The organism is Parapedobacter sp. GCM10030251 (genome assembly GCF_042666505.1).
Classification (GTDB): domain Bacteria; phylum Bacteroidota; class Bacteroidia; order Sphingobacteriales; family Sphingobacteriaceae; genus Parapedobacter.
On the sequence record NZ_JBHTDN010000003.1, the window covers coordinates 583,847 to 604,417 of the forward strand.

The 20,571-nt window shown below is 50.1% G+C and carries 22 protein-coding genes; 13 read left to right on the top strand and 9 right to left on the bottom strand.

What is annotated here, in order from left to right:
• Window positions 1-57: 57 nt before the first annotated feature.
• From ACFQRK_RS11535 to ACFQRK_RS11585, 11 genes are all read left to right on the top strand, one after another.
• A complete protein-coding gene (locus ACFQRK_RS11535) occupies window positions 58-960 on the top strand; it encodes a hypothetical protein (protein ID WP_379006730.1) in 903 nt (300 codons plus the stop codon).
• Entirely contained in the window at window positions 950-2,194 is a 1,245-nt protein-coding gene (locus tag ACFQRK_RS11540) for an MFS transporter (protein ID WP_379006731.1), read from the top strand. Before ACFQRK_RS11535 ends, ACFQRK_RS11540 begins: the two co-directional genes overlap by 11 nt.
• Window positions 2,195-2,251: 57 nt before the next feature.
• Window positions 2,252-3,046 carry an HpcH/HpaI aldolase/citrate lyase family protein gene (locus ACFQRK_RS11545; protein WP_379006733.1) on the top strand — a complete coding sequence of 265 codons (795 nt, stop codon included), beginning with the start codon at window positions 2,252-2,254 and terminating at the stop codon, window positions 3,044-3,046.
• Window positions 3,047-3,057: 11 nt separating this feature from the next.
• Window positions 3,058-4,011 carry an aldo/keto reductase gene (locus ACFQRK_RS11550; protein WP_379006736.1) on the top strand — a complete coding sequence of 318 codons (954 nt, stop codon included), beginning with the start codon at window positions 3,058-3,060 and terminating at the stop codon, window positions 4,009-4,011.
• Entirely contained in the window at window positions 4,008-4,928 is a 921-nt protein-coding gene (locus ACFQRK_RS11555) for a Gfo/Idh/MocA family oxidoreductase (RefSeq protein ID WP_379006737.1), read from the top strand. The genes ACFQRK_RS11550 and ACFQRK_RS11555 overlap by 4 nt, the downstream gene beginning before the upstream one ends.
• Before the next feature lie 28 nt (window positions 4,929-4,956).
• Window positions 4,957-5,733: an SDR family oxidoreductase gene (locus tag ACFQRK_RS11560; RefSeq protein WP_379006739.1), complete on the top strand. Its 777-nt coding sequence runs from the start codon at window positions 4,957-4,959 to the stop codon at window positions 5,731-5,733.
• A gap of 11 nt (window positions 5,734-5,744) precedes the next feature.
• A complete protein-coding gene (locus ACFQRK_RS11565; protein ID WP_379006741.1) occupies window positions 5,745-6,518 on the top strand; it encodes a 3-hydroxybutyrate dehydrogenase in 774 nt (257 codons plus the stop codon).
• 71 nt (window positions 6,519-6,589) lie between these two features.
• Window positions 6,590-7,477 carry an AraC family transcriptional regulator gene (locus ACFQRK_RS11570; protein WP_379006743.1) on the top strand — a complete coding sequence of 296 codons (888 nt, stop codon included), beginning with the start codon at window positions 6,590-6,592 and terminating at the stop codon, window positions 7,475-7,477.
• A gap of 195 nt (window positions 7,478-7,672) precedes the next feature.
• Complete coding sequence (locus ACFQRK_RS11575; protein ID WP_379006744.1) at window positions 7,673-8,413, top strand: SDR family NAD(P)-dependent oxidoreductase; 741 nt, start codon at window positions 7,673-7,675, stop codon at window positions 8,411-8,413.
• Between the two features lie 12 nt (window positions 8,414-8,425).
• Entirely contained in the window at window positions 8,426-9,406 is a 981-nt protein-coding gene (locus tag ACFQRK_RS11580) for a 3-hydroxyacyl-CoA dehydrogenase family protein (protein WP_379006745.1), read from the top strand.
• 5 nt (window positions 9,407-9,411) lie between these two features.
• Window positions 9,412-10,488 (top strand): dipeptidase, encoded by a 1,077-nt coding sequence (locus tag ACFQRK_RS11585; protein ID WP_379006747.1) that lies wholly within the window; start codon window positions 9,412-9,414, stop codon window positions 10,486-10,488.
• On the opposite strand, the gene ACFQRK_RS11590 is transcribed toward ACFQRK_RS11585, so the two are convergent.
• The 4 genes from ACFQRK_RS11590 to ACFQRK_RS11605 form a co-directional block, all read right to left on the bottom strand.
• A complete protein-coding gene (locus ACFQRK_RS11590) occupies window positions 10,485-11,243 on the bottom strand; it encodes a phytanoyl-CoA dioxygenase family protein (protein ID WP_379006749.1) in 759 nt (252 codons plus the stop codon). The two genes, ACFQRK_RS11585 and ACFQRK_RS11590, sit on opposite strands and share 4 nt — an antisense overlap.
• A gap of 46 nt (window positions 11,244-11,289) precedes the next feature.
• Complete coding sequence (locus ACFQRK_RS11595; RefSeq protein WP_379006750.1) at window positions 11,290-12,165, bottom strand: AraC family transcriptional regulator; 876 nt, start codon at window positions 12,163-12,165, stop codon at window positions 11,290-11,292.
• A gap of 116 nt (window positions 12,166-12,281) precedes the next feature.
• Window positions 12,282-13,337 carry an acyltransferase family protein gene (locus tag ACFQRK_RS11600; protein ID WP_379006752.1) on the bottom strand — a complete coding sequence of 352 codons (1,056 nt, stop codon included), beginning with the start codon at window positions 13,335-13,337 and terminating at the stop codon, window positions 12,282-12,284.
• Window positions 13,337-13,933 (bottom strand): ankyrin repeat domain-containing protein, encoded by a 597-nt coding sequence (locus tag ACFQRK_RS11605; RefSeq protein ID WP_379006755.1) that lies wholly within the window; start codon window positions 13,931-13,933, stop codon window positions 13,337-13,339. The genes ACFQRK_RS11600 and ACFQRK_RS11605 overlap by 1 nt, the downstream gene beginning before the upstream one ends.
• 203 nt (window positions 13,934-14,136) lie before the next feature.
• Between ACFQRK_RS11605 and ACFQRK_RS11610 the strand changes: the two genes are divergently transcribed.
• Together ACFQRK_RS11610 and ACFQRK_RS11615 are read left to right on the top strand one after the other, a co-directional pair.
• Window positions 14,137-16,200: a helix-turn-helix domain-containing protein gene (locus ACFQRK_RS11610; protein WP_379006757.1), complete on the top strand. Its 2,064-nt coding sequence runs from the start codon at window positions 14,137-14,139 to the stop codon at window positions 16,198-16,200.
• Between the two features lie 58 nt (window positions 16,201-16,258).
• Window positions 16,259-17,230: a Gfo/Idh/MocA family protein gene (locus ACFQRK_RS11615; protein ID WP_379006759.1), complete on the top strand. Its 972-nt coding sequence runs from the start codon at window positions 16,259-16,261 to the stop codon at window positions 17,228-17,230.
• Here the strand turns inward: ACFQRK_RS11615 and ACFQRK_RS11620 are convergent.
• From ACFQRK_RS11620 to ACFQRK_RS11640, 5 genes are all read right to left on the bottom strand, one after another.
• Window positions 17,227-18,285: an ATP-binding protein gene (locus ACFQRK_RS11620; RefSeq protein ID WP_379006761.1), complete on the bottom strand. Its 1,059-nt coding sequence runs from the start codon at window positions 18,283-18,285 to the stop codon at window positions 17,227-17,229. The two genes, ACFQRK_RS11615 and ACFQRK_RS11620, sit on opposite strands and share 4 nt — an antisense overlap.
• Window positions 18,286-18,305: 20 nt before the next feature.
• A complete protein-coding gene (locus ACFQRK_RS11625) occupies window positions 18,306-18,647 on the bottom strand; it encodes a hypothetical protein (RefSeq protein ID WP_379006763.1) in 342 nt (113 codons plus the stop codon).
• Window positions 18,644-19,057: a response regulator gene (locus tag ACFQRK_RS11630; protein WP_379006765.1), complete on the bottom strand. Its 414-nt coding sequence runs from the start codon at window positions 19,055-19,057 to the stop codon at window positions 18,644-18,646. Before ACFQRK_RS11630 ends, ACFQRK_RS11625 begins: the two co-directional genes overlap by 4 nt.
• Before the next feature lie 176 nt (window positions 19,058-19,233).
• Window positions 19,234-20,238: an SMP-30/gluconolactonase/LRE family protein gene (locus tag ACFQRK_RS11635; RefSeq protein ID WP_379006767.1), complete on the bottom strand. Its 1,005-nt coding sequence runs from the start codon at window positions 20,236-20,238 to the stop codon at window positions 19,234-19,236.
• A gap of 39 nt (window positions 20,239-20,277) precedes the next feature.
• Complete coding sequence (locus ACFQRK_RS11640) at window positions 20,278-20,538, bottom strand: DUF4342 domain-containing protein (protein WP_379006768.1); 261 nt, start codon at window positions 20,536-20,538, stop codon at window positions 20,278-20,280.
• Window positions 20,539-20,571: the final 33 nt, after the last annotated feature.

A 20,571-nucleotide genomic window follows, 5' to 3' on the forward strand; every position in this document is an offset into this window, starting at 1 on the left:
GCGCCATTCGCCCTGGTTGTTATGTTCATTATTCCAAAAGAAGTAAATTCGCAAATCATGCCCCTATCCATTATGAAACCGGATGCAAAAGCTGATCTAAGGGAACTTCTCCATACACAAGCGGAATGGGTGAAAGTGCATGTTGCCGAGTTTCTGATCTGGGAGAACCGGTATGTGGATGAAGTACGAACCGTTTTCCTGCAGGAGGAGAAGGAATTTGGCAAACAACCCCGTTATCGGATTGGGATATGGCGGGTATTGGCACAGGCAGCCAAAACACCGGAAGAACGGAAACGGTGGACCGACCGCATCCGGGCGGTCTATGATGACCCCGCGTGTACAGACCGGCTGCACGCAATCGAAACGTTGGCAAAGCTGCGTATACCGGTGGATGTGCACCGTGATTGGATTACGGGAATACAGGCCGATCGTATTGACGCTTTCACCGTTTACAAGTTATGGAATGCCGCCTATCATCCAGACATCGGGCTGAACAGGGTCAGGGACACCTGTCTGTCGCTGCTCCGGCAACTAAATGAACAAGGCAAACTGGAATTCGTTCCGACGCTGTCCTACGTCCTTCGTTACCTCAAGCCCTTTACACAGCGCGACTGGGCGCAGTTACCCCAGCTTGACCAGATCATGGAAATGCCAGTCGCCATGCGCGCCAATGTGCTTGCTACCGCTTGGATGACCGCGCCTTTTACCGGGAATCAGCAGGTTTCCTCCCTAAAAAATCAGCTTCTATCAATGGATGACGTTCCTGCCGGATTGCAGCAGCTTCTTCATGGGCTGGCCGAACGGGGGGAGGCGGACGATCAGGAGGCCTTGTTTCGATTGTATCAAAAGGTAAGCGATGTCGATAGACCCAAGTACGATCCGGATATCCATGCAACTGCAGCCTATGCGGTATTGAAAGTGACAGGCAGGTTCGCTAAGGAGGAGGCAGATGATCAGTAAACGAGCGTATTACCCTTGGCTATTGGTCGGGTTGTTGTGCATTGTCGGATGCCTCAATTACCTCGACCGGATGACCATCACCACGATGCGGACGAGCATCATCGAAGTCATTCCCATGACCGATGCGGAGTTTGGGTTGTTGACATCGGTCTTTCTTTGGGTATATGGGCTGGCAAGTCCGCTAGCCGGTTATCTGGCCGATCGCTTTAACCGCAGCAAGGTCATCATTGGCAGTTTATTCGTTTGGTCGTTGGTCACTTGGTTGACGTCTTTGGCCACCTCCTTTGAACAACTGCTGGCCGCAAGGGCGTTGATGGGCATCAGTGAAGCATGTTACATGCCCGCTGCAATGGCGTTGATCATGGATTGGCACACGGGGAAGACGAGGTCTACGGCGACGGGCGTTCATGTGGCCGGCGTCATGGTAGGGCAAAGCCTGGGTTTCATTGGTGGCTGGTTGGCCGAAACCCACAGCTGGCATTATGCGTTCAGTATTTTTGGAATTGTCGGAATCGGATACGCCGCGATATTGGTGTTTCTCCTGCACGACCGGAAAGCCGTCATCGAGGAGGCAACGTTCGGCAACGCACCCGTTGCGCCGCAAAAAAGCCAGACGGACCTGAAGGTGGCGCTGAAGCAGTTGTTTGGGAACCCTTCGTTTATTACGGTCCTGCTCATCTGGGGAATATCCGGTGCGATCAGTTGGATGGTGAACGGCTGGCTGCCAACTTTTTACAAAGAAAGGTTTGATTTATCTCAAACCGAAGCGGGCGTGTATTCCACGGCCTATTTTTTTCCGGCCATGTTGGTTGGCGTTATCGGCGGGGGTGCGCTGGCCGATTGGTGGTCCAGAACGAACGTCCGGGCCCGGATGTGGCTGCCTGCGATCGGCTTTCTCATCGCAGTACCGGCCGTTTTTATCGCGAGTTATACCCTGCTGTTATGGGCAACGGTTGCCGGCTTCCTGGTATATGCATTGACGCGGCCATTTATCGACGCCAACATGATGCCCATTTTAGGCATGATTGCGGATAAACGCTACCTTGCAACAGGTTATGGTTTTTTAAATCTGTGCAGCTGCGTCATCGGTGGAATCGGAATTTATATAGCAGGGGCTTTACGGGACAAACACGTAGATCTTACGTTGATCTTCCAGCTAGCCGCCCTGAGCATGGTGGTTTGCGCCCTGCTGCTGTTCCGGCTGAAGCCGAAAGCGAGACCGGCCGATGAATAAGGTTAGGTTTATTAACGAAAGAGAAAAATTTAGGCTCATAAATAATAAGTTAACTAGATGAGAAGAAGCAGGGTACTGAATAAATTACGGGCGGGTGACACCGCCAGTTGCTTTAAGGTGAATCTGAAGGATGCCCAGGTTTCCGAAATCGCCGCGATCGCAGGCTTTGACTGCGTATGGGTAGATTTGGAACACATCGGTCAAGATTGGTCGGTGATCGCTTCGCACGTTTGGGCGACCAAATCCCAGGATACCGATTTGATGGTTCGTGTGCCCAGAGGCGCATACAGCGATTACGTGAAACCCTTGGAAATGGATGCAACGGGTATCCTTGTGCCGCACGTCATGGGCGTAGAAGACGCCAGAAAAGTGATTCACATGACCCGTTTTCATCCCATTGGGAGGCGGCCGATAGACGGGGGTAACGCCGACGGAGCTTATACCGCGCTGGATTTCAACGCGTATTTGGAATCTGCCAATCGGGAACGGTTTGTAGTCCTGCAAATTGAAGATCCGGAGCCATTGGATGAGCTGGAGGAAATCGCCCAATTGGAGGGATTCGATATGCTGTTTTTTGGACCGGGAGATTTCAGTCAGGGAATCGGCGCCCCCGGGCAATGGGATCATCCGTTACTGATTGAAACCCGGAAGCGGGTAGCCGAAGTGGCCAATCGGTACGGAAAATACGCGGCCACCGTCGGCACGTCGGCCAATTTGAGGGAGTTGGTGGATATGGGGTATCACTTTGTAAGTGTCGGTGCCGATGTCGTCGGACTAAAAAATTACTGCCAGGACATCGCGAATGCGTTTGGCCAAAACGGAAGGCAAGGAAAGTCATACCTGGAACACTAGACAACGTCGTCATGCGGAAACGAGCATTGGGTAATACGAATATTCAGATTTCCGAAATCGCCTTTGGTGGCGTGGAAATCGGGATGCCTTATGGGATCGGCGTAAAAAGCGAGGCGGATATGCTAAGTGAGCGTGAAGCGGTCCGGCTGTTATGGGACGCGCTGGACCAAGGGATTAATTTTTTTGATACCGCGAGGCTTTATGGCGAAAGCGAGCGCATTATGGGTAGCGCCTTTTACGGTAAAAGAGAACACGTCGTGTTTGCCACAAAATGCCGGCATTTGAAACAACCGGACGGACGGATTCCCACTTATGCAACACTAAATGACCTAGTGCGGACGTCCCTCACGGAAAGCTTGCAAGCACTGCGTACCGATTACATCGATCTGTATATGGTTCATTATGCCGACCTGGATTTACTGGCGAATGAAGACCTGCTGCGCGTATTTACAAAATTACGCGAAGAGGGCACAGTTAGGGCCATCGGGGTGTCGGTATATAAAACCGAGGAAACCAGGCTGGCGATCCATTGTAAGGAGTGGAACGCCGTGCAGTTGCCTTTCAATCTGATGGATCAAAGCCAAGGCACATACTTTACGGATGCAGCCCGCGAAGGAATCGGTGTCATTGTCCGGTCAGTGCTGATGCGGGGCATGCTCAGCGACCGGATGCCCAGGCTGCATCCGGCACTCAAGGATGTGGAGGTACACCTCGGTAAGTACCGGCGCCTATTACGCGCTGGTTTCACGCATCTGCCTCAATTGGCGACCCAATTTGCGCTGTCTCATCCCGAAGTATCCGCTGTTTTGGTGGGCATCGACAAAAAGGAGTATTTGGAAGACGCATTGGACGCAGTGAGCGGCCCCGACATGGACGAGGCGCTGTTGAAGGAAGCCCGGACCTTGGCGTATCCGGATCCCGCATTCCTGAATTTAGCAGAATGGGATAAAAAAGGTTGGTTATGATTCGCATCGGTATTATTGGGATGAGTGCGGGGAACGCGCACCCCTATTCTTGGTCCTCAATCATCAATGGACGTTTTGACGGATCGGAAATCAGTCGGGTGGGATACCCGGCGGTGGCTGCTTATTTAACAGCGAATAGGGACACGCTCGGCATTCCCGGTGCCACCGTGACGCATGTGTGGTGCCAGGAGCGTGCCATTTCTGAAAGCATTGCACAGTCATCGGGTATTGCCACCATCGTAGAGCGGTTGGAAGACATGGTCGGTCAGGTAGATGCCGTGATCTTGGGGCGGGATGATCCGGAAAACCACGTGGCGATGGCGAAGCCATTTATCGACGCGGGAATTCCCATTTTTATCGATAAGCCCTTGGCCTATTCCCGCGAAGACCTGGCATGGTTTGCGGATCAGGTTCAAAAGGGCCGGTTTGTCATGTCGTGCTCATCGATGCGATACGCCAATGAATGCCGCGTTGCCAAACAGGAGTTGGCCGCGTTAGGCGAGATTGAGCTGATTACGGCGGTAGGGAAGAAGGATTGGAAAAAGTATGGTATTCATTTGTTAGAGGCCGTGTTTGCCGTAATGGGCGACGTGAAACCGTTGAGCGTACAACATATCGGTGCCTTAGATCGAGAAATCGTCCACGTGCAGACGGTGGAAGGGCCGGATATTATGCTTCACCTATTTAATTCCATTTCCGGAACCTTTCAGGTGTCTTTTTTTGGCAGTAACCATTGGAAACTCGTAGACATCCGGAATTCCTATTCGATGTTCCGCGACAACCTCATCGAATTTGTCCGATCCGTGGAAGACGGTGCACCACGTCTACGTTTTGAAGACACCTATTCGCTCATAAACGTCATCATTGCGGCCAACGAAAGTCGTTTGCAAGACGGAAAACGTATGTTACTATCCTAAAGCGATGTTACTATCTTAAGGAAATGTCATGAATGTTAAAGAACTGTTGAGTTTAACGCACAAAGTAATTGTCGTCACCGGCGGCTCGGGCAATTACGGAAAGTGCATAGTAGAAGGGCTTGCCGAAGCCGATGCGACCGTGATTACAACCTCCCGGGATCTGCAACGAGCAGAAAACACCGCCGATGGACTGCGCCGGATGGGCTATGACGTGCACGCGATGTCCGTCGATCAAGCCATCCCCGAAACCGTGGATGCGTTAAAACAGCAAATCACGGCGAGGTTCGGAAGGTTGGACGGATTTGTAAACAATGCCGTGTCACGCCCGATGAAAGGGTATCGGGCACCTTTGGAGCAATTTGAAGTTTCCATGCGGGATAACGCAACCGGAATGTTTTACCTGCTGCGGGAAATGACGGATCTGATTGTTCAATCGGGGGGCGGCAGCGTCATTAACATCGCCTCCATGATGGGGATGAAAGGTCCCGATTTATCCAATTACGAAGGTACTGACATGGGCGATCTGCCACCCGATTATTTCTTTCATAATGCAGGTTTGATCAATCTGACCCGATACATGGCCAAAATGCACGCAGGCAGGAACATCCGTTTCAATTGCATTAGCCCCGGCGGATTGTTTAATAATCAACCGGAACAATTTCTGAAGAACTATTGCAAAAAGGTCCCCTTGGGCCGGATGGCCAACCCGGATGATATCAAGGGGCTGGTCGTACTTTTGGCTTCAGATGCCGGAACGTATATCAACGGCGAGAATATTTTGATGGATGGCGGACTGAATGCGTGATTTGCTGAACGATGAGTAGCAGGATAGCGATCATTACCGGCGGAGCAAGTGGCATCGGACTTGAGCTCGGAAAAACCCTGGCCGCGGCCGGGTATGCGGTGGGCCTTGTCGACCGGGACGAATCGGCGGTTGCGGCGCAGGCAGCCGCGTTGGCGGGACAGGGTTATCAGGCAACCGGATTCGGATGCGATGTAACCAATGAACGCCAATTGACATCCGTTATCAGGCGCGTAACGGATGTGTACGGCCGACTGGATGTGCTGATTAATAATGCGGGTATGCAGCATGTAGCGTCGCTGGAGGATTTCCCTTCCGACCGGTTTGAACAGTTGATAAAGTTGATGCTAACCGCACCGTTCTATGCCATCAAATGTGTTTTCCCCATTATGAAGGCGCAGAGACACGGTCGGATCATTAACATGGCATCCATTAATGGGTTGGTAGGATTTGCAGGCAAGGCAGCTTATAACAGTGCGAAACACGGCGTGATCGGATTGACGAAGGTGGCGGCTTTGGAAGGTGCATCACACGGCATAACCGTGAATGCCGTCTGTCCCGGATATGTGGATACCCCGTTGGTTCGAAATCAATTGGGCGATATCGCCAAGCAACGGAACGTGGACCTTGAGCGTGTCTTGGAAGAAGTTATTTACCCACTGGTGCCGCAACGGCGATTGCTTGATGTCCGTGAAATAGCGGATTATGTGGCCTTTTTAGTCAGCGATCAGGCAAAGGGAATCACCGGTCAGGCCGTCGTGATTGACGGCGGATATACGGCGCAGTAGAAAAATAGGGCGGGGGGTTCGTGGGTGATTCATCAGAAAAGTAGTAGTATTGTGCTACCAACGGATGAATTATGAAGATCATCGAACAGCGATTGCCCCAGGATTATGATAAATCTTTTATCGTTTTTCAGGAAAAGGGACCCTTTTTTCCTAACCAATGGCACTATCATCCCGAATATGAACTGGTGCTGGTTACGCAGAGTACGGGCAGGCGGATGGTAGGTGACCACATCGGACATTTCAGCGAGGGAGATCTTGTCTTTATGGGGCCTTGCCTGCCACATGTCTGGGTTAACGATGAAATCTATATAAAGGGTGCAGCGCCGCAACAGGCAAACGCGATCGTCATTCAATTTGAACGTGACTTTCTGGGAGATCAATTTTTTCGGATACCCGAAATGGAGGGAGTAAGGCAGGTACTCGGTTCATCGAATCGGGGCTTGCACATACGCGACCAGGCACGGGATCGGATCGCCCCCCTTATGGAAGAGATGCTGGAAATGAACGGTATTCAACGGCTGGCCAATTTATTCCGCATCTTCGATATACTCGTGCAAACATCGGAATATGAAGTGCTTTCAAGTCCGGGGTATGTCCAACGTACCCAGTTGGATCATTCAAACCGGATCGACCGGGTTACGGAATACATTCTAAGGAACTTCGATCGTGAAATCTCCTTGAAAGAAATCGCTTCGGTAGCGAACACGGCCGTGGCAACCTTTTGTGTTTTTTTTAAAGATCATTACCGGATGACGTTCATAGAATACGTAAACACCGTTAGGATCGGCTATGCTTGTAAGCTTTTAACCGAATCTAGCCGCAACATCATGGAAGTGGCCTACCGCAGTGGATTCAACAACCTGGGAAATTTCAACAGAAGGTTCAAGGCGATCAAAGGGATGACACCCAGCGAATACAGAAAGCTAATCGAGGTAGCTTCCGAAGCGAAAGCCATGTAATCAAACGTTGCCTCCCTGGCAGACATGTACTTGCGTGTGTTTGTTGATATGAGGGCTATTGGGGCCTAGACGTGATAAAGTGAGCACCCGGCTCTGGTGGGACGTGAAGGAGTAGAAGATAGTGTTATCATTCAATAGAAAAGTGGCATATTTGCTTCCGGTGACGTGCTTATCTTTGTCTATGCACAATATCATATGACCCAGTTTTCTGATCAGGTAGCGATTATTACGGGAGCCGCCTCTGGCATAGGAAATGCAATTGCCCGGCAATTAGCTGCGGCCGGTGTTCGTCTGGCACTGATTGACAAGCAACCGGGGAGGCTTGATGGTGAAGATCCATCATCCGACCGGGTGACTTGGCTTTTGGGAGACATTACTGCGGAAGCAACGGTTGAAGCCATGGTCAACCAGGTGGCCGATCGGTATGGACGGATTGATATCCTGGTAAACAGTGCCGGCATCACGGGAAAAACAAACATCCAAAGCCATCAAGTCGAATCGGACGATCTCCATAACGTATTTAACGTTAATTTTTTTGGCAGTTTCCTGATGGCTAAGTACGTGCTTCCTCAAATGCTGAAACGTGGCTATGGCCGTGTCTTGCATATCGCGTCAATCGCGGGCAAAGAGGGTAATGCAGGCATGTTGGCCTATTCTGCGTCGAAGGCAGCGGTAATCGGCATGACCAAAGTGCAGGGCAAAGAGTATGCGGAAACGGGAATTACCGTTAATTGCCTGGCCCCGGCGGTCATCCGGACGGCTTTGGTAGATGGCATGCCCGACGAACAAGTGCGTTATATGACGGACAAAATTCCTATGAAACGTTGTGGAACGTTACAGGAAGCGGCAAACCTGGCTATGTACATCGTTTCTCCGGAAAACAGCTTTACGACCGGTTTTGCCTTCGATTTATCCGGCGGACGAGCTACCTACTAAAGTTACCACCTTATGAACACAAGCGAAATAGAAGTTGGCGTCGTTGGATTGGGGTTGATGGGTACAAGCATCTCGGCATGTCTGCTGATGGCGGGACATCCCGTAAAAGCAGTAGCGCCCATTTCATCGGATCTGGATAATGCTGAAAAACGGATCAAAAAGCACCTCGAACGGTCTTATCAGGAAGGTATTTGTAAAGAAAAAGCGGGGGTATACCTAAAAAACCTGATCATCACTGAGGATTATCGGCTGTTGGAGGGGTGTCGACTGGTAATTGAATGTACCTTGGAAAATGAAGCCATTAAACGAAGTGTCTACGAAAAAGTTGAGCAGCATATTTCCGGGGATGCCATCCTCGCCAGTAATACATCGGCCATTCCCATCAGCGATCTGCAAAAGCTGACGAAAATACCGCAGCGTTTTTTAGGTTTGCATTGGGCTGAACCCTCACACACAACCCGCTTTCTGGAAATCATTTGCGGTGATGAGAGTGATGTATCTCAGGGCGAATACCTTTATGAGCTGGCGCACTCTTGGAACAAGGAGCCAACCTTGGTTCGGAAAGACATCCGTGGATTCATCACGAATCGACTGATGTACGCGATGTATCGCGAAGCTTTTTATCTCGTCGAAAACGGCTACGCAACCATTGAGGATGTGGACCGGGCGTGCCGCAATAATCCCGGATATTGGATGACGCTGGTAGGCGTATTTCGATGGATGGATCTCACCGGCGTGGACGCCTATGGGAACGTCATGAAGGATTTATTTCCGACGCTTAATAACCGTACGGAGGTGCCAGAATTGATGAAGGAACTCATGAAAAAAGGAAGCAAGGGCGTCGCGAACGGAAAAGGTTTTTACGACTATACGCCAGAAGAAGCCCGGATGTGGGAGGAAACATTCACCGCTTTCAGCTACGAAATACGGGAGCTGGCACTGAAATACCCGGTTGACATCGTAAAAAAGAAATTAGCCTCTGAAAAAAAATAATTGTCATGTTATTGGTCGACGCCCATCTGGATTTAGCCATGAATGCCCTTGAGTGGAATAGGGATCTGAGGAAACCTGTACAGGCCATCCGGCAACGCGAAGCAGCGCTCAACGACAAGCCCGATCGCGGAAAAGGTACGGTATCGCTGCCGGAATTGAGAAAAGGAGAAATCGGGCTGGTGGTTGCCACTCAAATTGCTCGATACGTTGCGCCCGGAAGTCCGCTGAATGGTTGGAACTCGCCGGAGCAAGCTTGGGCACAAACGCAGGGTCAATTAGCTTGGTACCGCGCCATGGAAGCAGCGGGCGAAATGGTGCAGATTACGAACGTGGCTGAACTTGACGCCCATATGTCGTTATGGAGCGATAAAACGAGGGCAAATGAGGATAAGCCTGTCGGGTATATCCTGAGTTTAGAAGGGGCGGATTCACTGATCGATCTCTCGTATTTGGAAACGGCTTACGCCTATGGACTGCGGGCGGTCGGGCCTGCGCATTATGGCGACGGGCGATACGCACCCGGTACGGGGATGTCTGGGCCGCTCAAACCGGCCGGAAAGGAATTGCTTCGCGAAATGGATCGGTTAAACATGATCCTGGACGTGACTCACCTGACCGATGAGGGATTTCGGGAGGCACTCGATATTTTTCAGGGTCCTGTCTGGGCGAGCCACCATAATTGCCGGGCGCTCGTCTCACATCAACGACAACTCACGGACGATCAAATCCGTGAACTTATTCGTCGAGATGCGGTCATTGGCGGTGTTTTTGATGCGTGGATGCTACATAATCTTTGGGAAAGGGGCGTTTCGGACCCCAGGGCAACCGGTGTCCGACTGGCCCATGTTGTCGATCATTTTGACCACATCTGTGATCTTGCCGGCAATGCCCATCACATTGCGATCGGCAGCGACCTGGATGGCGGATATGGCACGGAGCAATCTCCCTATGACCTTGACGACATTACCGGGCTGCAGCGACTAACCGATATTTTAGCGGATCGTGGTTATTCCGAGGCCGATATTGAACGGATTTTTCACGGCAACTGGCTGAGGTTTCTGCGCAAGAACCTGCCGGCCTAACCGGTTAGGGCGTTGCCCCCGATGCGTTCCTCCTGGAGTTTTCGCTGATAAGCGGCTTTTGCTTCCACATCTTCTTTGGCAGACACCCCGAAATAAATTAAACCCAATGCTTTCCGGGAACGTGTTGTGCTGTTGTTTCTCCCCGCCGTGTGAATGGTTAGCGAATGATGGATCAGCAGGTCGCCTGGCTTTGCCCGGATCGGGATTTCTTTATCAACATCTGCCGATCCGTAATCTAGGATCTGTTGGGAAAAGCCTAATGTCGTCGTTCGTCCATGCGGCCGCATGCCGGTAAGGTGCGATCCTTTGATGTATCTTACGCACCCGTTTTCTTCGTCTGCCGGTTCAAGGGCCATCCACATGGTAACCGCAACCGAAGGTTTCAGCATAAAGTAATAACCGTCTTGATGGGGAGGCGTGGGTTTTCCAATCCGTGGGGGCTTATTAAAGTACTCGAGTGTTTTACCTATTACGTCGTCTGCTAACAAAAAGCCAGCAATATCTTTAAACTTGCCCTTATTCAGAATGTCGTTAAAGAACGGGTCATACCGATCGATATCGATTAGTTGCTTTAATGTCGAAGGGTCGGTTTCGTCTTCGAAAAATACCTTTTCACGGGGCATGTTAGGCGTGACATGCGCTATAACCCGCTCGAAATTCTGGATGATTTCGGTGACTTCGTCGGTATCCAGAAACCCCGGGATCAGCACGTAACCATCGCGCTCGAACGTTTCTTTGATTATCTTTGTGTCCATACTGGATGCTGTTTTGATCAAATTTACCAAGGTTCGACAGCGCCTGCTACGCCGACTTCAATTCCAGCATTCGCCGGTACTCGCTTGGAGACATTCCTTTCAGTCGTTTGAATTGCCTGTTGAAATTGGCTAAATTATTGAACCCGCATTCATACGCAATATTTACCACGTTTTCGTCGCTGTCCGCCAATAACTTACATACATGCCCGATGCGGATGGTGTTGAGGTATTCGATAAAGGTCATCCGATAGTGCTCTTTGAAGAAATTGCAGAATGTGGTGGTGGCCATGCTGGCCTCGGAGGCTACTTCATTGAGCGTGATTTCGCGATGGAAATTGCGCAGGATATAATCCGTGATTTTGCTGTACCGATCCGAATAATAACCCTTGGTGTGCTGCATATAATTCGGGCTGGCCAGCGGTTCGTAATCGGCACTATGGGCAAGGATGTCGAAGATCGCAAAAAGCGAAGATAAGCGTTTCAGTCCGCTTTCACCGATCATCCCATTCATTAAGCGATTGATTTGTAACCTGGTTCTGCCGTGTATAACCAGTCCGCGTTTGGATAGATCCAGCACTTTTTTCAGTGGCTCCATCTCAGGCAGACAGAGAAAATTTTCACCGAGAAAGTCTTCTACAAAATGTACGACCACTGCGTTGGCTTCCTGCTTGGTCTGTCGTTGTACGTATGCAGCGTCGTTTACCCATACATGGGGCAACGCAGGTCCCATAAAGACCAGATCCCCTTCGTCGAAATGCCCAATATGATCGCCAACCATGCGTCTACCTGTGCTTTTGTTTACCAAAACAAATTCATATTCCGGATGATAATGCCAGGGACAAGGGAAAAAAGGTCCCTTTTCTGTGAATACGATAAATGACTTATCAAACTCCTTGGGCAAACGGTATTCTACAGCTTTCATAATGCGGGCCAGTAATGTTAGTGATGCTAATTTACTTTTTTCCCATCATGAAAGCAATGGCTGGTCAGTATAATCGCAAAATAGTATTAGGATTCGAAAATATTGTAACGTGTGCGTTATCTCGGCTTTTTGCGGATCCAGGGCAGCCCAAATAAAGGCCGCAGGAACCCCACACGCCGGATCAGCTCATACGATAATAGGCATCCTGCTACGGTAAACAACAAAACTCCTGTAAATTGAACGGGTGCCGCCATACGAAGCGGGAAGATCAGCAATGACCCTAAGTATAGGAAAACCATGTGCAGGATATAGATCGGATAGGCAGCCTTACTTAAGTACCCCAAGGCCTTGCTGGGGTGATTGAGATAGCGATAGCCAAAGGCGAAAATGCTCAGAACCCAGCAGTTGGACTCAATGGATAGCAAATAGTTAGGAGTTAAGGGCTGGAAAAGTACCAGCCGCACAGCGAAAAGTCCGCAGGCGGCGGTCAGGAATACCCACCGCCACCGAAGCAGCATATCCCAAAACGAAGGACCGCACCACACAAAAAAGAAACCAAAGAAAAATGCGAGCAGTCCAAGGAAAAATCCGTGCCAAGTCATGGCATACATCTCAAACGGGACGGGGCGTAGCGTAAGTACTTCGCCAATGAATAATGCGAACACCGGAAGCAACGCCAACGGCGTTCGCATGATCCTTTCCGCCCAATGTGCCAACCGTCGGCCTTCCTGTAATTTCAGGTAATAAAAGACGGGTGATAAGATGAGGACATAGCTAAATAAATTGCCCAGAAACCAAAGGTGTCCGGGCCCGGGCACGTAACTCGTGGCGAAGTGATAATGGCGCTGCCAGAGGTAAACATGCAAGGGCACGATCGCTACGATACCAAACAGGAACGGGAGCAAGATCCGCTTGGCCCGTTCCTGCACGAGTTGGCCCCAGGTCCGTTTTCGAAGCGCGAAGTAGACACCCATGCCGGATACAAAGAACAACAAAGGAATCCTCCAGACATTCAGCAGCGTCATCGGCATCCACAGCGATTGCCAGGGCTGGTCATTGCTGATAAACCCGATCATCATACCCCAGGGTTGGAATCCGATGGCCACATGGTACACGATAAGGAGTCCGATGGCGATGACCCTGATCCAGTCGATATCGTAGCGGCGTTCCATTATTGCAGCATTTTAGCGATTTCCGGACGGACCGTCTCCAGGTAGCTATAATCGAGTGTGAGTCCCATTGGAGCCAACGCTTTACCCATCATATCGTAGGTGCTTTTTACCTCATTAAATGGCGTAATGACCGATTCATAAGCGGTTGCGCCATATTTATTACGGATACTTTTATCTGCACCCGCGTCCAATAGCAATTGGACAATCTCCGGTCGGCCAAAGAATGCCGCACTGATGAGTGGCGTGGACCCGTCGTTGTTACGGAAGTTGAGGTCGGCACCGGCTTCGATGAGTATCTTGGCCAGGTCTGCCTTGCCGAAAACGGCTGCCGTGATCAGCGGACTGGACCCGCCGAAGGGATCCTTGGCATTGATATCCGAGCCGGCCGCAATATGTTGCCGAAGGGCGTCTTCGTTGCCGCTGACTACGGCGGTATGGATGTCGATCTTGGGGGCATCCACGGGCGCCTTATTTGAATGCGCTTCGGCCTGCTGTGATGAGTTTCCCTTGCCTCCGCAGGAAGTCGCGAAAGCCATGCAAGCCGCCAATATCCAGCTGGTGGCTTGGTTAAATAGATTGATGCGTTGGATGTTCATGATTTTATTGATTTTAAATGTTACCATAATTCGCCCGTCGATCGGACAATACAAAGGTCTGCCAACCCAGGAATCCCGAAAATGAGTTATGCGGAAAAATGTGTCAAATTTGATAAGGCAAATAAAAATTATGACGCATGGGTATAAATTATGGCGCAAATGTGCGTACAACGACTATCTTTGTCTGTTAAACACCAAGCTAAATGGCCCTATCCGGTTCCCATTCTGTCGACAGTGATTTCCTCATCCGAGTGACCGCCGTGGTGATGGAAAACGTATCGGATGAGCAGTTCGGTGTGTCTGAATTGGCCGACAAAATGCACATGAGCCGGTCAAACCTGCTACGTCGAATCAAACACGCCACTCACCAATCAGCTAGCCAATTCATCCGTGAGGTCCGCTTGAAGCGCGGTATGGAATTGCTGAATGATACTGGATCCACGGTTTCCGAGGTGGCACACGCGGTAGGGTTCAGCAGCACGTCCTATTTTATCAAATGTTTTCGCGAATTTTACGGTTATCCGCCGGGCGAAGTAGGCAAAAGGGTAGAAAGCGAAACGTTGCCGACAGCCGATATGCCGGTGAAACGAAAGGCCAATTCCCGGATTATAGCGGTTGCCGTTACGGTGCTCGCAGTCGCGCTGGGGTTCGCCATTTACCGAGCCGGCCGCTCCACATCCGCTGCGGCACCCGAAAAATCCATTGCCGTATTGCCCTTTAAGAATGATAGCAATGACTCAACCAATGTATACCTGATCAACGGGTTGATGGAATCTACGCTGAATAACTTGCAGCAGATAAAAGACCTTCGGGTGGTCAGTCGCACGTCTGCCGAGAAATACCGGCACACGGCTAAATCCATTCCGGAATTGGCCGGCGAACTTCAGGTCAATTACGTGGTGGAGGGAAGTGGACAGAAGATCGGTAATCGGATACTCCTAAATATTCAGCTGATCGATGCGCAGCAGGACCGTCATTTATGGGCCCGGCAATACGAACGCGAAGTAACCGATATTTTCCAGCTGCAGCAGGAAATCGCCAAGGAGATTGCCAGGGAGGTGCGGGCGATTGTCACGTGGGAAGAGCAGAAGCGGATCGAGCAAATACCGACAACCGATCTGGCAGCTTACGACCTTTTTTTGAAAGCGGCCGAATTGATGCGGCAGGGAGGAAGAGCGAACTTGGAAACCGCCATTGCACTCCTTAAACAGGCGACCGGACGTGACCGTGAATTCGGGCTGGCGTATGCGGTGACAGCAATTGCGTATCACTACCTCGATGTGTTTCAGCAACAACCCCAATACGTCGATTCCATCGGCAGCTATGCCGACAAGGCATTGCTGTGCAGTCCCACGTCCGCGGAGAGTTTATTTGCCAAGGGGTTGCACTACGTTAACCAAAAGGCGTATGCGTCCGCCATTCCGTATCTGGAGAAGGCCTTAACGTACAACCCCAACTCGACGTTGGTTCTTCGTTTCCTCTCAGATTTTTACAACTGGTACGTTCCCAATACGGCGAAATACCTTGAATACGCGCTTCAGGGCATGCGGTTGGATCCCGCGGCGCAAGACAGCAGCGCAGCGAGTTATAACTATTTGCACTTGAGTAACGCGTTGGTGCAAACCGGGTTTGTGGATGAATCGCTGCGGTATGTAGAGCAGTCGCTGGCGTACGATCCGGAAAACCCCTATGCTGCGTGGCTTAGAGCCGTTGTGGTGTATGCGAAATACCGCGACTCCCGAAAGGCAGAAAAACTATTATTGGCCCAACTGGCTAAAGATTCGAGTCAAATGAACATCCTGCAGGAACTGGGAAAACTGTATTTCCACACGGGAGATGACCAAGCTGCCTTCCGTTATTATGAACGGTTTCTTCGATTGCGAGAAGAACAGAAGCTGAATTTTTTCCATACGGTCGACCTTGATATGGCGATTCTTTGGTCGAAGCGAGGCAATCGGGAAAAATCGGAGCATCATTTTTCGCAATTCAAAAAATTCGCGGATCATGATCAATCGATTTACAAACATATGCACCTGGCATTGTATGATGCCTACCGGGGGAACGCCTCCGACATGATCGATCACCTCCGTTTGTTCGCAAAGGAAGACAATTATCAATATTGGGTTCTATTATTTAAAGAAGATATCATGGTGGCGCGTTTTAAGGACAACCCCGCTTTCAAAGCCGTATTCGACGAGATCGAAACGAAATTCTGGAATGCGAATAAAAAAATCAGGGAAACATTGGAGGAGAAAGGGTTACTGTAGGCTTGGCGGGCCTACTGACCCCGGGTTGCGAAACGGTAGTTAAGTAAGTTAAAAGCAGATGGAAATAAAATGGGGAATTATAGGCGTTGGTGACGTCACAGAGGTAAAAAGTGGCCCTGCCTTCCGGAAAATCGAACATTCGGATTTGGTTGCGGTTATGCGTCGGGATGCGGCGAAGGCGAGGGATTATGCAGAAAGGCATGGAGTGCCCAAGTGGTATTCGGACCCACATGAACTTATCAATGATCCGGAAGTCAACGCAATCTACATAGCGACACCGCCCGACTCACATCTGCGTTATGCTTCGGCGGCGCTCCAAGCCGGAAAGCCCGTGTATCTCGAAAAGCCTATGACATTGAACGGTACCGAAGCAACAGAGCTGGTGCGGTTGCAGCAGGCGCATCAAGGGAAACTCACCGTGGCGCATTACCGGCGGCAACAGCCTTATTTCAAAAAGGTAAAAGAGCTTATTGATTTTCAAATCGGCATTCCCAGGGTTGTCAACCTCCGATACCATCAACAACCGCTGTCAGCCGAAACCTTGCGGTCTCCACGTATGCAATGGCGGTTAAATCCGACGCAGTCGGGCGGCGGATTGTTCCACGATGTGGCTCCCCATCAACTCGATTTAATGTGTTATTTTTTTGGAAAAGCGGTGTTCAGCAGCGGCTTTGCCTGCAATCAGGCAGGGCTTTATGAAGCAGCCGATGCTGTGTCCGGCCAGATTTTATTTCAAAACCATATCCTGTTCAACGGACAATGGGCGTTTAACGTGGCGGAAGACCTGGACATATGTGAAGTGGTCGGTTCCGAGGGGCGGCTGTCATTTTCCGTTTTCAGCAATCGACCGATTGAGTTGGTTTGCAAAGACGGTATCCGACACGTTCCATTCGAAGCACTCGCCCATGTACAGCAGCCCATGATTGCTGCGACTGTAGCATATTTCCGGGGCGAGGGGTCTAATCCATGCAGCGTTCAGGAAGGTTGTGAAGTAATGAAGATAATGGACGGCTTTGTTCGCGGAATTTAGTGATTGTTGTAATAATTGCGTGTCGGTTTGTGGGTTGTCGAATAACCTTCGGCGGGAAGTGAGACGATAAAGCGGGTGCCGGTCCGTCCGTCACTTTCCATGTTAATCGTGCCACCGTGTGATTCAATGATTGTTTTTGTTAGGTAAAGTCCCAATCCAGTTGTCGGTTCTCCAGCAGTACCTGGCCGTTTCGCTTTGGTGAATTTGTCAAATATCCTTTCTTGCATTGCTGTTGGAACGCCAATTCCGGTGTCCTGGACCACGATCAGTGCCCGGCCGTCGTCGGCCTCCCGGGTTGATACGCTGATCACTCCGCCCGGATGGGTAAATTTAATGCTATTCCAAAGGATGTTGCTGATGGCTCTTGTCAACTTCAGGCGATCGGCTTTAATAACTTTGTTTGACAGCAGCTGTTTGGACAAGACAAGTTGTTTTCCCTCAAACTTGTCCGAAAGCGAAGTCGTACAAGCTTCAACCAGCTCATCTAAATTCTCGTCGGCCAGGACAATTGTTTCGCCGTGGGATTGTTCTGTGGTAAGAATATCTTGAATAAGTATCTGTGCATAGTCACAGGTTTCGGCAATTTTATCGATCAGGTATTGATGTTTGCTCAGTGCAGGGTCGGCTTTCAACAGTGTCCCAAACATGCTTATGGTTGCTAGGGGACTACGTAGATCATGGGCTGCTGCCAACAAGGCGACATTTTGTTTTTCATGGTTTGCATGAAGATGGAAGAGAATGTCAGACTGTTTAATCAGGCCGCAAAAGCTACCTTGGCAGCTGACCGGAAGCACCGTATTTCCGGTTGACTGCATTAAGTTGAGTACCGTATTGATGGAATCCGTGCAATTTGCCACGGGTCTGCTGCGAAAGCAATCGATTATCAATTGGTGCGATTTCATGCCGAGGTCCGCGGCAGTCACGATTCCAATCGGTTTGTTGTTTTCCAATACCACCACCGCATCCTGTGTGCGCAACAATTCTTTGGCAACACCTACGCCCGTATATGCGTCGAGCGACGTATATTGCTTGGTTATGAGTGATGTTATGTTCATCGTTCAGGTGTGTCTTCGGTTTATTCGTTAATATTATACATCGAAATCCGCACCTTCATATCCACTTGTATGAGTTCACCTTCACCGACACTCGCGAACACATGCTTATGCAACACTTGCATGAGCTGTTCGACGGGTAGTTTCCGAAGTAGTTTCCGGTTTACAAACACCGCTTCTATTCCTTCACTCTCTATTTCGGTATCTACAGACTGGAAGACACCCGGTGCAAGTAAATCCAGTGATCTACTCAACCCATGTTTGCCCTGTACGGCGTTTTTTGCCAGCACCAATACATCGTGGAAAACGGGTAGCTTAAGCTCTTCAAAGCTAATGTCAATTCCGTATGTTTTGCCTGCGCTCAAAGGGATACTCCTTGAAAAAATAATACCAACGGCTCCTGCGCCATCAGCTTGCACAACGCTTCTTTCGTCAGCGGTTTTTTGTTGAAAGCAATGACTGGCGCATATAATTTAGATTTCACTTCATCAGCAACTTCGTCGGATGAGGTATTGACGATTACCCAAACGTCTTTGCTATAAGGTTTGTTGCAGATTGAATCCAATACGCCCCATCCATCCATGCGAGGCATGTGTATATCGAGCAGTAGAAGTATTTTTTTGCCTGCGACCGCTTCCCGTTCAATATGTTCAAGTGCGCTGAAGCCGTCACGGCAAACGATGGGATCATTCAGTGGATAGGCTGATTTTACCAACGTCTTTTGTATCTCCCCTAGCATCGCGTCATCGTCAACAATAAATATGCTCAGATTCATATAACCTGTTCCCGTCTCATAACAGACGGCAAAGGTAGAAACGTGTGGTAATTATACAAGTTTAAACGGCTTGATAATCAGATAATGTAGTGGATTTCTGACAAAGGAGAGCTAGATGATGCCGTCGATCGGCAAGGAAGGAAGGGGGGCGTTTGATGCCAAACACTAAAAGCGGGTTACCGTAATTTCACCCGCAATACATACCGATCATTCGTTATGTAAATTGTTCTTTCATCCGCTGATAAAGCCACATTGGATGCAGCCTCATCCAATCTTATTTTTCCCAACACCTTGCCGGTATCGTTGAATATCCAGATCCCACCGGGCCCGCTGGCGAACACGTTTCCCTTTGTGTCAATTTTTAGCCCATCGGGTAACCCCTTCAATCCTTCACGTTCATGGGTTGCGCTGTAAAACAGGGTAGGCGTTGACGGCGATCCGCTGACGTCCAGTACGTACCAATCGGCGGCAGCGGGATCGGAATTTGCTACCAATATCTTTTTCTCGCCGGGAAAAAATGCAATACCATTGGGTCTTGAGATGCTGTCGGTCAGCAACACGACTTCGCCGGTAGGCGTCACCTTGTAAACCCCATTGAATGGGATCTCTTTGGCCGGATCGCTATCGTTCTGTGCGGGCAGGCCGTAAGGCGGATCGGTGAAAAACAGTTCGCCTGTACGGCTGTATATCGCATCGTTCGGGCTGTTAAAGCGTTTGCCATCGTATCGCTCTGCCAGGGTAACGAAAGTCGCTTTCGGTTGGTGCAGCGGGGCATCCATTTTGGCTAGCTGCCGATTGCCATGCTGGCAAAGGACCAAATTGCCCTCCGGGTCGAGCAGAAGTCCATTGCTGCCGGGTTCCTTGCTCTTAGTGGGCTCCGTACCTGTATAACCACTTGGCTGTAAATACACTTCCGCTCCGTCTTCTTCTGTCCATTTGTAAATGGTATTTGCCGGAACATCGGAAAACAGTAGCATTTGCTCATCTTCCACCCATAGGGGCCCTTCACTCCACTCAAAACCTTCGGCAATGATTTCGGCTTTGGCATTGGTGTCAACAATGGCGTCCAATGCCGGATCAAGGCGCTCGATGCTGCCGATGGTGGGGTGCTGCTGTTTGGGTTTAGGGTTGTTGCAACCCATTACTAAGATCAGAATGAGGGGAGTGAAAAGCCAATTCATCAGTAGGGCAGTTTAGTTTCGTTATGTCCGCTAGTAAGGCTATGGTTCGGGTGGGGCCTCGGTATCTTCCTCACGTTCTACGGTAATGGTGCATTCGGTAACAAGGGCCGCAAGAGCGCCAATGGCTGCAAAAAGAGGAGCCAGCAAAACTCCCACCACGCCGACGGTTACCGGGAAGCTCATGATTTCTTTGCCGGATTTGTCGGAAATACTAATTTTCCGGACATTACCTTCGGCAATAATCTCTTTAATCTTTTTCAGGAGTTCTTCCCCGTTTATGAAAAATGATTCTTTGTTCATACGGATTCCATTCTTATAGCAAAGATAAATATT

Excerpts from the sequence above, each read along its gene's own strand:
- ACFQRK_RS11635 (WP_379006767.1), bottom strand. The coding sequence starts at position 20,238 with ATGAATTGGCTTTTCACTCCCCTCATTCTGATCTTAGTAATGGGTTGC.
- ACFQRK_RS11585 (WP_379006747.1), top strand. The coding sequence starts at position 9,412 with ATGTTATTGGTCGACGCCCATCTGGATTTAGCCATGAATGCCCTTGAG.
- ACFQRK_RS11630 (WP_379006765.1), bottom strand. The coding sequence starts at position 19,057 with ATGAATCTGAGCATATTTATTGTTGACGATGACGCGATGCTAGGGGAG.
- ACFQRK_RS11570 (WP_379006743.1), top strand. The coding sequence starts at position 6,590 with ATGAAGATCATCGAACAGCGATTGCCCCAGGATTATGATAAATCTTTT.
- ACFQRK_RS11580 (WP_379006745.1), top strand. The coding sequence starts at position 8,426 with ATGAACACAAGCGAAATAGAAGTTGGCGTCGTTGGATTGGGGTTGATG.
- ACFQRK_RS11640 (WP_379006768.1), bottom strand. The coding sequence starts at position 20,538 with ATGAACAAAGAATCATTTTTCATAAACGGGGAAGAACTCCTGAAAAAG.
- ACFQRK_RS11555 (WP_379006737.1), top strand. The coding sequence starts at position 4,008 with ATGATTCGCATCGGTATTATTGGGATGAGTGCGGGGAACGCGCACCCC.
- ACFQRK_RS11605 (WP_379006755.1), bottom strand. The coding sequence starts at position 13,933 with ATGAACATCCAACGCATCAATCTATTTAACCAAGCCACCAGCTGGATA.
- ACFQRK_RS11575 (WP_379006744.1), top strand. The coding sequence starts at position 7,673 with ATGACCCAGTTTTCTGATCAGGTAGCGATTATTACGGGAGCCGCCTCT.
- ACFQRK_RS11545 (WP_379006733.1), top strand. The coding sequence starts at position 2,252 with ATGAGAAGAAGCAGGGTACTGAATAAATTACGGGCGGGTGACACCGCC.
- ACFQRK_RS11535 (WP_379006730.1), top strand. The coding sequence starts at position 58 with ATGCCCCTATCCATTATGAAACCGGATGCAAAAGCTGATCTAAGGGAA.
- ACFQRK_RS11565 (WP_379006741.1), top strand. The coding sequence starts at position 5,745 with ATGAGTAGCAGGATAGCGATCATTACCGGCGGAGCAAGTGGCATCGGA.
- ACFQRK_RS11620 (WP_379006761.1), bottom strand. The coding sequence starts at position 18,285 with ATGAACATAACATCACTCATAACCAAGCAATATACGTCGCTCGACGCA.
- ACFQRK_RS11540 (WP_379006731.1), top strand. The coding sequence starts at position 950 with ATGATCAGTAAACGAGCGTATTACCCTTGGCTATTGGTCGGGTTGTTG.
- ACFQRK_RS11560 (WP_379006739.1), top strand. The coding sequence starts at position 4,957 with ATGAATGTTAAAGAACTGTTGAGTTTAACGCACAAAGTAATTGTCGTC.
- ACFQRK_RS11595 (WP_379006750.1), bottom strand. The coding sequence starts at position 12,165 with ATGAAAGCTGTAGAATACCGTTTGCCCAAGGAGTTTGATAAGTCATTT.
- ACFQRK_RS11615 (WP_379006759.1), top strand. The coding sequence starts at position 16,259 with ATGGAAATAAAATGGGGAATTATAGGCGTTGGTGACGTCACAGAGGTA.
- ACFQRK_RS11590 (WP_379006749.1), bottom strand. The coding sequence starts at position 11,243 with ATGGACACAAAGATAATCAAAGAAACGTTCGAGCGCGATGGTTACGTG.
- ACFQRK_RS11600 (WP_379006752.1), bottom strand. The coding sequence starts at position 13,337 with ATGGAACGCCGCTACGATATCGACTGGATCAGGGTCATCGCCATCGGA.
- ACFQRK_RS11550 (WP_379006736.1), top strand. The coding sequence starts at position 3,058 with ATGCGGAAACGAGCATTGGGTAATACGAATATTCAGATTTCCGAAATC.
- ACFQRK_RS11610 (WP_379006757.1), top strand. The coding sequence starts at position 14,137 with ATGGCCCTATCCGGTTCCCATTCTGTCGACAGTGATTTCCTCATCCGA.